The sequence below is a fragment of the Shivajiella indica genome (assembly GCF_042683085.1).
Lineage (GTDB): Bacteria > Bacteroidota > Bacteroidia > Cytophagales > Cyclobacteriaceae > Shivajiella > Shivajiella indica.
Genome location: NZ_JBHUIV010000012.1, coordinates 1 through 14,537 on the forward strand (window position 1 = coordinate 1; position 14,537 = coordinate 14,537).

A 14,537-nucleotide genomic window follows, 5' to 3' on the forward strand; every position below is an offset into this window, starting at 1 on the left:
ACAAACATGTCTAAAAATAATAAAAAACATATCTGGGACACCCAAATCAGCAACCCGAAAATTACAAAATATTAAATATCAATTACTTATAATCAAATGGGACTGACGACTGTCGAAGTCAGGAGAGGCGTAAATTTGTACCAAGGACAATGAACAAAGATGACCCCGAAGGTTTTCAAACCCTTTGGGGTCTTTTTTTGACCTAAGCCGGCCTCATTACAGTTTTATGGGATTATTTTCTTTAAATTTTAGAATGAAAACTGCTCTTATATTTTGCCTAATACTATTCACCTTGCCTGCTTGCTCCCAAAATACTGATCAAATTGCTTCAATCTTCCTAGACTACCATGGTGAAAATCCTGGAGCAGCAGTGGCAATTATCCATGACAGTAATATCATTTATCATGAATCTTTTGGAATGGCGGATAGAGAAAAACAACTGTCCGTCCAATCAACCACTAATTTCAGATTGCCTTCTATCAGTAAACAGTTTACCGCAACAGCCATTCTGATTTTGGAAAAAAAGAATCTTCTAAAACTGGACTGGACCTTAGATAAACTATTCGATAATTTCCCGGAATATGGCAATACCATGCAGATTCAACATCTGCTAAACCACACTTCAGGTATTTGGGATTATGAGGATTTTGTGCCTGATAACGGACCTCAAGTAAGTGATGCTGATGTGTTGGAAATAATCAAAAACCAACCACATGTTTATTTTGAAGCTGGTTCCCAATTTCGATATAGTAATTCCGCTTACGCATTACTTGCCCTTATCGTAGAAAAATACTCGGGTCAGAAATTTCAGGATTTTTTGAAAAATGAAATTTTCGATCCTTTGGAAATGAAAAATTCTGTTGCATTCGTTCCTGGCTACAATGAAGTTCTAAACAGGGCCTTTGGTTACAGTCAAGAAAAGGGAGAATGGATCAAAAAAGACCAAAGCAGCACTTCTGCAGTCTTGGGTGATGGTGGGATTTACTCCAATGTTCCAGACCTTTTCCTTTGGGATCGAGCCTTACATGAGGGAAAAATCCTTCCACGAGAAACCATCGAAAGAACTTTTTCCAAATCCAAACTTAATAATGGCCATGAAATCCTCTATGGATTGGGCTGGCATCTCAAGGAATATGAAGGAGAAAAGGTGGTTTATCACACAGGAAGCACTACCTCTTTCCGTAATATTTTCTACAGGATTCCTTCCAAAAAGTTAAGCATCATTATCCTGACCAACCGAAATAAACCGGAAGAGGAAAATATGGTGGATCTTGCAGAGAGGGTTTTAATGAAATTTCAAGATATGGACAAATAAAATTTGGGGTAAAGATCAATCCATTTTTGAAATTTATTCTAAGGCACATATTGTTTCAGATTCCCTCACCATACTCATTGAATGGTTTGGAGAATCTAATTTACTTTTCTTTTGGGTAAAAATGGATTAACTTCGTGACCCGTGAAAATGGGAATGAAATTTGCCCAAAAACCCGAAAAAGACAGTATATGAGAATTATAATCCTCCTAATATTTGTTATTTCAATATTTTTTAATCCAAGCATTGCCCAAGATGAATTGGCTACCTACAAAAGGGCCAAAACTTTGATCAGCTATGGCAATTATGATGACGCCATGGAACTCTTAAGGCCTTATATGGATGCCAGCCAATTCGGAAATCTTTCCTACTACGCGTCCTATCATTTTGCCCAGGCTGCATACCAAAAAGGTTCTTACAAGCTTTCTCAATCTATTATTACTGATCTGGCCAATAATAGCACATGGCCCAAACAGGATGAATCCAGGTATTTGCTTGCTTTGACATTATTTCAAGAGGGAAGAAATTTTGAGGCACTGCAAGAAATTTCCAAAATCAATTCCCCAAAGGTCAAATCGCAAGCAGAAAATGCAACCTACAATTTTTTAAAACAAACTTCAGTAAGTTTTTTGGCAGCAAACCTAAGGCAGTTTAATGAAAATAAAGGATATGTCCTTGCCCTGAAAGAGCAGATGGAAAGATTATCCGTGATGTCAAATGATGAAAGGGTAGTTTATAATCAGATCAAAGATTTTAGCATTGCGTCAGATAAGCAAAATAATAGTCCATCCAAAAATTTGGAATCCCTCGATATCGCTTTGATTTTACCGCTCAATTATTCAGGTGGCAAAGGAGTGAAAAATCTGGAGGCCAATAATTTTGTGTTTGAATTGTATCAAGGGATCAGATTCGCGGCAAAAGAATTAAAGGAGTCAGGATTAAACCTCAATATTAAAACTTTTGATACGGAAAGGGATTTAAATAAAGTTAGAAATATTTTAGCGGATCCCTTTATCCTGAAATCAGATATAATTATTGGACCTATCTATCCTGATGAATCAGAAATGGTCATGGCTTTTGCTGAAAGGAATTCAATTCCTTTTATTAATCCTTTGTCCAATATCAATGATAAACTTCAAGGTACGGCCTATAGCTATTTATTCCGGCCTTCGGTTAACTCTATAGCTGATAGCATCTTGGAATTTTCCTTTAAAAATCTAACCGGAAAGAGAATGGCCATTGCCTATTCCAGTGGAACAAGGGATGAACAATTAGCGAATTTACTTGTCCAGCAAGCAGGAAAATTTGGGTATTCCATTGCAAGGAATCAAAAAGTTGTGGGCAGGGAAATTCTTGATTTTTTCGAAAAAGTTAACCTGAAAAACCCGGAAACAGTTTTGGCTGATTTTGTGATTGTATTAACAGACGACCCCAACACTGCCTCTATTACATTGGGTTTTATGGAATCACAAAATATCAATACGCCAGTTCTTGTAATGGATAGTTGGTTGTATTTTAATTTCGCCAACTATGAAATGCTGGAGAATCAAAATTTTTACTTTATCGGAAATAACCCTATAGATTTTGGAAGCCAAAATCTTTTGGACTTTAGAGAAAAATTCAATTTGGAAAATATCAATTACCCTTCTTTTAATTCACACTTGGGATATGAATTAATGAATTGGATCTCTCAAACCATTAACCCCAACAAAGGGTTTGATTTTAGAAGAAATCTTGACCAAAACGCCTTCACTGTGGGTAAAATCACTTACGGATTCAATTTCCTTGACAGTAATAACAATACCTATGTTCCGATTTTCAAAATAGGAGAAGGGTATTTTGAAATCAATTAAACCAGACATGCATATTACCCGAAGTAAATCTCTATTCGAGAAAGCCAAAAATTTTATTCCTGGAGGGGTAAATTCACCCGTTCGTGCATTCAGAGCAGTTGGAGGTGACCCTATATTTATTAAAAAAGCAGATGGCGCATTTATCTATGATGAAGATGATAATGAATTCATTGAATTGATCAATAGCTGGGGCCCAATGATTTTAGGGCATAACCATCCTATGATCAAGGAAGCGGTCATCAAAGCAATGGAAAATGGGACTTCATTTGGTGCGCCAACTGCTAGAGAAATTGAAATCGCTGAACTGATCACCAATATGGTCCCTTCTGTGGAAAAAATCAGAATGGTGAATTCAGGAACCGAGGCTACCATGTCGGCCATCAGGGTTGCCCGTGGCTTTACCGGAAAAGATAAGTTTATCAAGATGGAAGGTCATTATCATGGCCATGGTGATTCTTTTTTGATTTCAGCAGGATCCGGAGCTATTACCATGGGTGCACCCGACTCACCTGGTGTCACTAAAGGGACGGCAAAAGACACCCTTTTAGCACCATATAACGATTTGCAAGCCATTGAAAACCTTGTGGCAGCCAATAAAAATGAAATTGCAGCAATAATCTTAGAACCCGTACCAGGGAATATGGGATTGGTTCTTCCCAAAGAAAGATACCTGGAAGGATTAAGGAAAATATGTGACAGGGAAGGTATAGTGTTGATTTTTGACGAAGTAATGACAGGTTTCAGATTGGCAAAAGGGGGAGCTCAGGAATTGTTCGGCGTAACCCCTGACATGACCACTTTAGGAAAAATCATTGGTGGCGGACTCCCGGTCGGTGCTTATGGGGGCAAAAAAGAAATAATGGAACATGTTTCACCAGCTGGACCGGTTTATCAAGCCGGAACCCTTTCAGGCAATCCAATTGCCATGGCTGCCGGTCTTACCATGCTTCAGTATCTGAACAGCCATCCTGAAACCTATTTGGAACTAAATCAAATTGGCAGCAAATTAATCACCGGAATAAGTAATAGCCTTTCAAAACTTGGATTAAAATATACTATAAACCATATCGGCAGTATGTACAGCCTGTTTTTTACAGACAAAGAGGTATTTGATTTCACCTCAGCGAAAAATTCTGATACATCCCTTTTTGGAAAATATTTCCAAGCCATGTTAAAAAGAGGCATTTATCTTGCCCCTTCCCAATTTGAAAGCCTTTTCCTTTCCATTGCCTTAACTGATGACCTTATTGCTAAAATCATTCAGGCCAATGAAGAATCCTTAAAAGAGATTCTTTAGTATAAATAACTCAATTAAAATTCTATAAGATGATTGAATTGAAAATATATGGTATTAAAAACTGCAATACCATGAAAAAAACCTTTGATTTTTTAGAGGAGAATAAAATACCTTATCAATTTATAGATTACAAAAAACAAACTCCTGAAATCAGCCTTTTGGAAAAATTTGCAAAAAGTGAAGGCTTTGAATCCCTTATCAATAAAAAGGGTACAACGTATAAAAAACTCAGTGAGGATGATAAGAAAAAAATGGAAACAGAAAATTCCGCTTTATCAATACTTTCCTCTCAAAACAGCATGATCAAAAGACCAATCATTGAATTCCCTAATGGGGATTTAATTTTGGGATTTGAGCCGGAAAAAATTTTGGATAAAATCAGCTAATATATTTTACTATCACTTGGAAGGGAAGGAAGATCGTAGAATCCAAATTCTATTTTCGGGCTGTGAGCTTCCCTTTCAGGAGTATTTTGCCGGGATGCGGGTGTATCAAATGCATAAATGATTTCCAGCAAAGGATGACCTGAAAGCTTTAGAAGCATGTCATAAGTTACTTGAGAAGAATTAAGATGTAGCTTTTTCAGGTTTTTACATTCCATAAGAGAGGATAAGTTTACCCCTTGAATTGATGTCCTGTTGAGCTTTAAAACAGTAAGAACATCACATTCCCTGATTTTTGCTAATAAATCATCACTGATTTGGGTGTCACTCAAATCCAAGACTGCAATATAATTTTTTACAGGCACTAATAAATTCCAGTCCTCATCCGAAAAATCAGGTACATTAACACTACTGACTTTTAATAAACTAGAATTCAAACTCAGTTCCTCCACCAAAATCCCTCTTTCTTTAATAGCTTGTAATTGGGGTTGGGACAATCTTGGAAGATCGACCTGGGGAAAATCACTCACATCTTCTCCCTTAAAGAAAGGTTCCAAAATACTCTCCTCAATCCCTGCCTCGAGCAGTGAGATTTCAAAAGGTGCTCCCAATTCAACCCATTTCTTTAATAGCTTTATTTCCTCTTTGGATGGTTGCCTTTTGTCTTTAGGGGGCATATGTTCCTTATCTTCCTTTGGCAAAAGCAACCTTTGAATTATAGGGCTTTCCGACAATTCTTCTGGATGAATGATTGGCCCATTTTTACCCCCCACCAAAATACTTTCAAAAGAGGAAAGAATTAAACCTCCTTTTTTGTTTTTGTCATTATGACAACTATTGCAATTTTGCGCGAGGATTGGGTGAACTACATCTTTATACAATAAAGACTCCTCCCAATTTTCCCTTTTGAGAGATAATCCCTCCTCATTGGTTTTATCTTGGTATCCTATTAAACTTTGAATTCCTTTAGGAAGTACTTCAGTAAGGTATGTTTCTCCATGGGTCAAACTCCCACCAAAATGCCCTGTGAGAATTAATAAAAGCATCAAAACAGTACCCAGCAATTTAGTCTTGGATGATTCTAAAATTTCATGGTCTTTCAGGTAAAAATAAAAACCAATGGAACTGACCGTTGTCAGACCACCAAATATTAAGTGCCATCTCACGGATTCAAAAGTATAACCCTCCTGATTATACAACATCACCCCACTTAACACTGATAACACTGCAGCCATATTACCCCAGAGGAATGCCAGTTTAACAGCTGGGAAAAGCGATTCATTTTGTTTTTTTGGATGAAACAAAAACAAAAAACCGATAAGTAAAAATCCAATTGGCAAATGGACCAACAAGGGGTGGAACCTGCCAAGAAGAGAGAAAATAAAGTCCATATTATGCCAGTATTTCTTTAATTATTTCTCCTTCAACATCGGTCAATCTAAAGGGCCTTCCCTGAAAGTCATAGGTGAATTTTTCATGGTCAAAACCCAAAATATGTAAAATGGTGGCATGTATATCATGAACAGAAACTCTCCCCTCCACTCCTGAAAAGCCTAGTTCATCTGTTTGACCAAAGGTACTCCCCTTTTGTATTCCTCCTCCCGCCATCCACATGGTAAAGGCATCTACATGATGATCCCTGCCTTTAAAACCCATTGTTTTTCCTTCCCTGTTTTCCTGCATAGGCGTCCTGCCAAACTCTCCTCCCCAAACCACCAAAGTATCCTCCAATAAACCTCTCTGCTTCAGATCTAAAATCAATGCAGCTATAGGCCTGTCTATTTCAGTACACTTATTCCTAAAACCCAAATCCAAAGCAGTGGAATGGTCTGTACCATGACTATCCCATCCCCAATCATAAAGTTGAACAAACCTTACTCCCTTTTCAACCAGTTTTCTAGCCAGCAGGCAATTGTTTGAGAATGCTTCTTGGCCAGGTTTTGTGCCATAAAGTTCATGTATGTAATCGGGTTCATCATTGATGTTCATGACTTCCGGAACCTCAATCTGCATCCTGTAGGCCATTTCATATTGGTTGATTCTGGCCAAAATCTCAGGATCACCAAATCTCCCAAACTCCTCTTCATTTATGGTATTAATTGTCGAAATTATTTTTCTTTTCAAATCTCTGGATACTCCTTCCGGATCCTTTAGGTAAAGAACAGGATCGCCTTTGGATCTACATTGGACACCTTGATAGACTGATGGCAAAAAGCCACTTCCCCAGACACTTTTCCCTGCATCAGGTGTTTTGCCCCCCGAAGTCAATACCACAAATCCAGGTAAGTTTTGGTTTTCAGTTCCCAATCCATAAGTCACCCAACTCCCCAGACTTGGCCTGCCTAATCTCGGACTTCCCGTCTGCATAAATAACTGGGCCGGTCCATGGTTAAATTGATCTGTATGAACCGCCTTCAAAAAGGCCACTTCATCAACCACCTTTGAAAAATGGGGCAAATAATCAGAGACCCAAGCCCCCGATTGACCATGTTGTTGGAAATTTGACTGAGGCCCTAAAAGGTTAGGAACCCCTCTGATAAATGCGAATTTTCTCCCTTCAATCAATGATTCCGGGCAGGGTTGATTATGGTATTTCACCAACTCCGGTTTGTAATCAAAAAGCTCCAACTGGGATGGTGCACCTGCCATATGAAGATAAATCACAGATTTTGCCTTGGGAATAAATGGAGGAGGCAATGGGGAAAGTGGATTTAAATCCCTTTCACTTAAATTAAGGTTACCTTTCTCTTGCTTGCTGCCAAAGTTACATGAATACAGCATTGGCAATAAAGCCAAGCCCCCAACTTTGCTTACACAATCCAGTAAAAAATGTCTTCTGGTAAGCTTTTCCAACCTTGTATGTTCCAGTTCAGATAATATTTTATTGAAGCTTTTCATTTTAAGGTTTAGTTAAAAACTCGTCCATGTTCAATAAGGCATTGGCTACAATCGTAAATGCAGCCCATTCCTTTCTCCTTACTTCTGTTTCTGATACCAGTTCAAAAGTAATTTGGTTTATCTCATTATCTTCCAACGCTGCCTGATATAATTTGAATAGGGCGTCCGTTTTACTTTCAGAAATGGGGACAAGCATAATTTCCTCATATGTCCTGGCAATAATTTCTTTTGGACCATCTCCCTCCCTTTGGGCCATCATTTTGCCCAGCATTATAGCAGCTTCAAAATAGACAGGATCATTCAAGGTAACCAAAGCCTGCAATGGTGTATTGGTTACAATCCTCTTGCTCAAGCATACCTCCCTGCTGCCGGCATCAAAACTGATAAATGATGGATAAGGACTGGTCCTTTTTAAAAATGTGTACAAAGATCTCCTATACCTGTCTTCTCCTTCGCTTGTCACCCAATTTTCTCCATTGTACACGGTTTGCCAAATTCCTTCGGGTTGAGGTGGCATCACACTCTTTCCATACATTTTTTTACTTAAGAGACCACTTACTGCCAGGGTATGATCCCTGACCTTTTCTGCAGATAACCTAAACCTTGGCCCTCTAGCATACCATTTGTTTTCAGGATCAATTTGGTAAAGTTCGGCAGTCAAAACAGAACTCTGTCTATAAGTATGGGACAATACAATCTCTTTAATCAAACGTTTAATACTCCAATTATATTCATACATCAACTCGTAAGAAAGGTAATCCAACAATTCAGGATGAGATGGAGGGTCTGATTGACTTCCCATATCCTCAAGGGAGTTTACCAATCCTCTTCCAAAGAATTGGTCCCATATTCTATTCACCACGGTTCTTGCAGTCAAGGGATTTTCTTTTGATGTCAGCCAGTAAGCGAAGCCTAATCTGTTTTCTGGCCATTCCTTCTGCCAGGAATTAAACACCTGAGGGGTGGATGGCTGGACTTCTTGCCCTTGCAAAAGCCAGTTGCCCCTTTCATAAACCCGGGTTTTCCTAAACATGAAATCAGGGTTCTCAATCATAATGGGCAGGGAAAGCGGGTTCTTATTGAGGAGTTGGATAAATGTTTCCTCCATTTCTGCATGCTGCTTGTCTTTTTCTCCGGGAAGAGAAGGAACAAATGCAAACCATACGATGGCCGATGTGGATTGTTGTGGCTTTGCATTTGGGTTGAATGCGGATATGTATAGGTCTATTTCATGGTCTATTTTCCTAAACGGAATAGATCTTGTCACCCTACCCTTTGTTTTATCAATTCTAAACTCTGATAAAATATCTCCATCTTTATCCCCCTGTCGGATTGTTATTCGGGTCCCGTCCAAATCTGCCCAATAGTTAAGCAAAAGGCGGTCTGAGTTATTTGTATAAACTCCCTTCAGGTAGGCTGATCCATTGTGCCATAAGCCAAGCCATTTAGTATCTATTAATTCGCCATTGGTAAAATCCTGACAAAGATGAGCATGGTATTTGGGCTCTTGATAATGAAGAAAGTTGTTATAAAATTTTACTTTTTCTTCTGTCGCATTTTGTACCAGCCAATTTTTCAATTGTTCTATTTTCTCCTTGTCTCCGAAGTCATACATCCGGAGTTTGGGATCTTCATCGTGTGTATCCTCGTCTCTTGAATTATTGAAAAAAGCAAGGGACTGAAAATATTCCTCATGTCTGATGGGATCATAAGGATGACTATGGCACTGCACACAAGCCATTGTAGTACTTTGCCATACTTCATAAGTAGTATTCACTCGATCCAAAACAGCCGCCACCCTAAATTCTTCATCCTCTGTCCCCCCTTCGTCATTGTTCATGGTATTCCTATGAAAAGAAGTCGCTATCAACTGGTCCTGACTTGGTTCAGGCAATAAATCCCCTGCTAACTGTTCAATGGTGAATCTGTCAAATGGCATGTCATCGTTAAATGCCCTAATCACCCAATCCCTATATGGCCACATAGTTCTGGACACATCTCTTTCATAACCTTTTGTATCCGAATACCTTGCTAAATCAAGCCACCAGGAAGCCATATTTTCTCCAAATGCTGGGCTTGATAATAATTCATCAACTACTTCTTCATAAGATATTTTATTATTCTTCCATTTTTCTACCAATTCTCCAGCAGGGGGAAGCCCTGTAATATCCAGTGAAAGTCTACGGAGCAACCTCATTTTTTCCTCTTGAGGAGAAGGGGAAAGATTGCGTTCTTTTAGTTTTTGAAAAACAAACAAATCAATCTTATTGCTTTTAGACTCCCCTAAAACTTTGGAAAAGCCAATATCGGATTTGGGTAGTTTAACCTCTACTACTTTCCTATAGGCCCAATGCTCTCCCCATTTTGCTCCCTGCTTGATCCAATTTTCTAGTTTTTTGATTTCTTCCTGAGTCAAAGGTGGGCGATGATAGGGCATCCTCATTTCAGGATCCTCCTCATATAATCTCTTGATAAGTTCACTTTTTCGGGGATAACCTGGAATAATTGCAGGTTCTCCAGATTCGGTAACTGCAAAAGCCTCTTCCTCAAAAAGTACACTGAAGCCCCCATTCTTTTTAACTCCCCCATGACAGGAAATGCAATGTTTGTTCAGAATCGGTTTGATATCAGCACTAAAATCAACTTCCTGATCCTTATTCAAAACCCATACAAGGACAACCAAGAGAAAAAGTAAAGCGGTTACAACTACAGGAAGTTTTCGTATGGACATAATCTAAAGGCAGATGAACCAAATTAATTAATTTTAGCTAAAAATCAATGCCTCAGAATTTTGGCGCCGAAATTATACCAAAAAATTAGCCTGGATCAAAAAAAATTGAACCAGGCTGACAATTTCAAGAAAATCCAAGAAACCTTAAAAAGAATACGTTGGTAAATGCTCTAAAATATCAACAGTCATTTTTTGCAAATCATATTGATGGTTCCATCCCCAATCTTCCCTTGCCCTGCTGTCATCGATACTGTCAGGCCAACTGTCAGCAATCGCTTGTCGGAAATCCGGTTCATAACTGATAGTGAAATTTGGATAATGTGCTTTAATACTTTCAAAAATCTCTTTTGGAGAAAAACTCATTGCTGCCAGATTATAACTCGATCGGATTTTTACCTGTTCTTTTGGCGCATGCATCAGATCCAAAGTTGCTTTAATGGCATCTGGCATATACATCATGGGCAACAAAGTATCTTCTTTCAAAAATGAGACAAAATGCTTACCCGCAATGGCTTTGTGGTAGATGTCGACAGCATAATCTGTGGTTCCTCCGCCAGGAAGAGATTTATAGCCGATTAACCCCGGATACCTTAAACTTCTTACATCAACACCAAATTTTTGAAAATAATATTCACACCATCTCTCTCCTGCTTGTTTGGATATGCCATAAACTGTGTTCGGTTCCTTGACACAGAATTGTGGGGTGTTAATTTTTGGTGTATTGGGACCAAAGACTGCAATGGAAGAAGGCCAGTATATTTTGTCCAGCTTTTCTTCTTTTGCCAATTCCAATACAAAAAGAAGACTATCCATATTCAAACCCCAGGCAAAAAGAGGATTTTTTTCCCCCGTCGCTGAAAGTACAGCAGCCAAATGGTAAATATGTTTTACATTTTCTTTTTGTACCAATTTTTTTAAAGAGGATTGATCCATTACATCCAGAACCTGTGATTTACAATAGTCAAACTTCTCCAAAGATCGGGGATTGATATCTGTGGCTATGACCTGGTCGCCACCATACATGTTTGCAAGCGCTTGCGTTAGTTCTGATCCTAGTTGTCCGGCTGCGCCAATGATTAAAACTCTTTCCATTTTAAAATATCACATCTTATAGTTCAACCGAACCCTTGATGTTTTTTGATTATATTTGGGATTGAATGGCGTAAAAATAGTGATTTCAATTGATGAATCTCACAATTGTTCAAAGAGTGTTTTCAGATACTTTACAAATAAAAATTTATGTACGATACTTTAAAACCCAAACTAGAAAAAGAGTTAAAAGAAATTGAAGAGGCTGGACTCTTTAAAAGAGAAAGAGTGATCACTTCTCCACAATCTGCTGAAATCACCATTTCTGGAGGAAAGAAGGTGTTGAATTTTTGTGCAAACAATTATTTGGGACTTTCTTCTCATCCAAAAGTAATTGAAGCGGCAAAAGAGGCTATAGATACCCATGGTTTTGGAATGTCCTCTGTAAGATTCATCTGTGGTACACAGGATATTCATAAAGAACTTGAAGCAAAGATCTCCAAATTCCTTGGCACTGAAGATACCATCTTGTATGCAGCCGCATTTGACGCGAATGGAGGTGTATTTGAACCACTTTTTGGCCAAGAAGATGCAATTATTTCTGATGCCCTCAATCACGCTTCTATTATTGACGGGGTAAGGCTTTGTAAAGCAATGCGATTCAGGTACAAGCATAATGATATTGAGGATCTGGAAATTCAATTGAAAGATGCAGTAGCAAAAGGTGCTCAGCAAAAAATCATTGTTACAGATGGGGTGTTTTCAATGGATGGTACAATTGCCCAATTGGACAAAATTGTAGCATTGGCAGAAAAATATCAGGCATTGGTCATGTCTGATGAATGTCATTCCACCGGATTTATGGGGAAAACAGGAAGAGGAGTACATGAATACAGAAATGTGATGGGCAAAATCGACATCATTACCGGAACATTAGGTAAAGCATTGGGTGGTGCATCAGGAGGATTTACTTCAGGCAGAAAAGAAATAATTGAAATGCTTCGACAACGGTCAAGACCTTATTTATTCTCAAATACATTAGCTCCTTCTATTACCGGTGCATCCATTGCTGTCTTTGATTTACTTTCAGAAACCACCGAATTGAGAGATAGACTGGAAGAAAACACTAAATATTTCAGGGCAAAAATGACGGAAGCAGGATTTGACATTAAACCTGGAGAACATGCAATAGTTCCGATTATGTTGTATGATGCCGTCCTTTCCCAAAAAATGGCTGAAAAACTCCTTGAAAAAGGAATTTATGTGATCGGATTCTATTATCCAGTAGTACCAAAAGGTGAAGCAAGAATCAGGGTTCAGATTTCTGCCGGTCATGAAAAACATCATTTAGACCAAGCAATACAGGCGTTTATTGAAGTCGGGAAAGAATTAAAGGTAATAAAATAGATTCTAAATAATCCCTAAAAAAAAGCCCATTTCTGAAATCAGAAATGGGCTTTTATATGAAATAAGAAATATTATCCTAGTTTGAATCGGATCGGAAGTCTCATCCTTACCCTTACAGGACGTCCCCTTTGCTTACCCGGTGTCCATTTGGGGGCGTTGCTTACAACCCTTAATGCTTCTTCATCACAACCCCCACCGATACCTCTCAGGATTTCAACGTCCTGAACTGATCCGTCGGTGTTTACAACGAAGACCACATATACAGTACCTTCAACACCCATCCTTCTCGCTTGGGTTGGATATTTAAGATTTTTTCTCAAATACTCATTCCAAGCTTCCATTCCACCTGGAAATTCCGGAGAGTTTTCAACCACGTCAAAAATTTCGTCCGCCTTTTCTACTACAGGAGCATCAGCGATAACAACCTCTTTGATCACAGTTTCTTCTTTCACGTCAAGGTCAAAGTTAACCTCGATTTTCTCCTCGATTTCAACTTCATCAGGAATCTCCTGAATAATCGGCTGCTCTACCGGTGGTGGTGGTGGTGGTGGCTGTTCCGTAATCGGAATATCCAATAATTCCTCAAAATCATCGGCTACCTGACCCAAATCCTTAAGATTACGATCGTCGAACGACTTGTATTCAAAAGCAAATAGGACCAGACCGACGCTGATGAGGAGACCAAGGTTCAGGAACATTCCTGATTTTTTGGTCAAATCCGCACTTGGCGTCTTTTTAGCTTCCATGGTTGTACTTTTTATAAAGGTTAATAAATTTTACAGTCTAAGAGATAACAATTCTAACCAATTATTTTTACTTATACAAGCCTGCTTCCAGCCTTGTATAAAATAATAAAACCGGTAAAACCGATTACCCCTCCAATAAGATTTGCCAATATGTCCTCAAATTCAAAAGAACGATTAGGTACAAACATTTGCAAATACTCTATAAATATAGGAAATAAAATTGTAAATACTAATAATTTAGTAGATAAATTTTTCCATTTTAACTTCCTTTCCTGTGTAAGCGTACCAACCCTAACCCATAGGAATGTCAACAAAGCAAATAATCCAAAATGGATCAGCTTATCTGCAAATGGGAATAGAGGCACTTTTGGAAGACTATTCCCTGGTGTCAATACTGCGACTGTCACAATGACTAGCCACAAAACAGCTGGAATTAATCTTTTGTCTTTCAAAGGAATTTATGCCCCAATTAATTCTGCATATTCTGCTGCAGTCAAAAGATCTGAAGGTAAATCTCCTGAAATTTTCACCTTAATCATCCATCCATCCCCATAAGGAGAATCATTGACCAATTCAGGAGATGATTCCAGTTCTTCATTAAATTCTATAATCTCCCCTTCAATAGGCATAAAAAGGTCAGAAACGGTCTTCACCGCCTCTACAGTACCAAATACTTCTCCCGAAGCAATGGTTTCTCCAACAGTTTCAACCTCAACATATACAATATCACCCAGCTCTCTTTGTGCAAACTCAGTAATACCTACAGTAGCGATCCCATTTTCTAACCTTACCCATTCATGGTCTTTGGTGTACTTTAATTCTTCTGGCAAATTCATATTTGAGTTTTTTTAAGGTCGTCAAAAATACAAGGATTCATCAAA

Annotated in this window: 12 protein-coding genes; 5 read left to right on the top strand and 7 right to left on the bottom strand. The window is 38.5% G+C overall.

All coding sequences use genetic code 11. The features are described from left to right. Positions 1 to 253 precede the first annotated feature (253 nt). The 4 genes from ACFSKV_RS08180 (at position 254) to ACFSKV_RS08195 (ending at position 4,848) form a co-directional block, all read left to right on the top strand. Positions 254 to 1,315: a serine hydrolase domain-containing protein gene (locus ACFSKV_RS08180; protein WP_380801470.1), complete on the top strand. Its 1,062-nt coding sequence runs from the start codon at positions 254 to 256 to the stop codon at positions 1,313 to 1,315. A 188-nt stretch (positions 1,316 to 1,503) separates the two neighbouring features. Continuing rightward, the gene (locus ACFSKV_RS08185) at positions 1,504 to 3,165 is read left to right on the top strand and encodes an ABC transporter substrate-binding protein (protein ID WP_380801471.1); all 1,662 of its coding nucleotides are present in this window, start codon (positions 1,504 to 1,506) and stop codon (positions 3,163 to 3,165) included. Between the two features lie 7 nt (positions 3,166 to 3,172). Next, positions 3,173 to 4,462 carry a glutamate-1-semialdehyde 2,1-aminomutase gene (gene hemL, locus ACFSKV_RS08190; RefSeq protein WP_380801518.1) on the top strand — a complete coding sequence of 430 codons (1,290 nt, stop codon included), beginning with the start codon at positions 3,173 to 3,175 and terminating at the stop codon, positions 4,460 to 4,462. A 29-nt stretch (positions 4,463 to 4,491) separates the two neighbouring features. Continuing rightward, complete coding sequence (locus ACFSKV_RS08195) at positions 4,492 to 4,848, top strand: Spx/MgsR family RNA polymerase-binding regulatory protein (protein WP_380801472.1); 357 nt, start codon at positions 4,492 to 4,494, stop codon at positions 4,846 to 4,848. Here the strand turns inward: ACFSKV_RS08195 and ACFSKV_RS08200 are convergent. From ACFSKV_RS08200 to ACFSKV_RS08215, 4 genes are all read right to left on the bottom strand, one after another. Beyond that, positions 4,845 to 6,236, bottom strand: coding sequence for a c-type cytochrome domain-containing protein (locus ACFSKV_RS08200; protein ID WP_380801473.1), 1,392 nt, complete (start codon positions 6,234 to 6,236; stop codon positions 4,845 to 4,847). The two genes, ACFSKV_RS08195 and ACFSKV_RS08200, sit on opposite strands and share 4 nt — an antisense overlap. Before the next feature lies 1 nt (position 6,237). Beyond that, positions 6,238 to 7,743, bottom strand: coding sequence for a DUF1501 domain-containing protein (locus ACFSKV_RS08205; RefSeq protein WP_380801474.1), 1,506 nt, complete (start codon positions 7,741 to 7,743; stop codon positions 6,238 to 6,240). Between the two features lies 1 nt (position 7,744). Continuing rightward, positions 7,745 to 10,474 carry a PSD1 and planctomycete cytochrome C domain-containing protein gene (locus tag ACFSKV_RS08210; RefSeq protein ID WP_380801475.1) on the bottom strand — a complete coding sequence of 910 codons (2,730 nt, stop codon included), beginning with the start codon at positions 10,472 to 10,474 and terminating at the stop codon, positions 7,745 to 7,747. A 144-nt stretch (positions 10,475 to 10,618) separates the two neighbouring features. Continuing rightward, on the bottom strand, positions 10,619 to 11,566 hold the full coding sequence (locus tag ACFSKV_RS08215; RefSeq protein ID WP_380801476.1) for an NAD-dependent epimerase/dehydratase family protein: 948 nt from the start codon (positions 11,564 to 11,566) through the stop codon (positions 10,619 to 10,621). A gap of 147 nt (positions 11,567 to 11,713) precedes the next feature. Between ACFSKV_RS08215 and kbl the strand changes: the two genes are divergently transcribed. Next, positions 11,714 to 12,910, top strand: coding sequence for a glycine C-acetyltransferase (gene kbl, locus ACFSKV_RS08220; RefSeq protein WP_380801477.1), 1,197 nt, complete (start codon positions 11,714 to 11,716; stop codon positions 12,908 to 12,910). 71 nt (positions 12,911 to 12,981) lie between these two features. Here kbl and ACFSKV_RS08225 read toward each other — a convergent pair whose 3' ends face one another. From ACFSKV_RS08225 to gcvH, 3 genes are all read right to left on the bottom strand, one after another. After that, positions 12,982 to 13,656 (bottom strand): energy transducer TonB, encoded by a 675-nt coding sequence (locus ACFSKV_RS08225; protein WP_380801478.1) that lies wholly within the window; start codon positions 13,654 to 13,656, stop codon positions 12,982 to 12,984. 71 nt (positions 13,657 to 13,727) lie between these two features. Continuing rightward, the gene (locus ACFSKV_RS08230; protein WP_380801479.1) at positions 13,728 to 14,108 is read right to left on the bottom strand and encodes a VanZ family protein; all 381 of its coding nucleotides are present in this window, start codon (positions 14,106 to 14,108) and stop codon (positions 13,728 to 13,730) included. 6 nt (positions 14,109 to 14,114) lie between these two features. Further along, positions 14,115 to 14,492 (bottom strand): glycine cleavage system protein GcvH, encoded by a 378-nt coding sequence (gene gcvH / locus ACFSKV_RS08235; RefSeq protein ID WP_380801480.1) that lies wholly within the window; start codon positions 14,490 to 14,492, stop codon positions 14,115 to 14,117. Positions 14,493 to 14,537 lie beyond the last annotated feature (45 nt).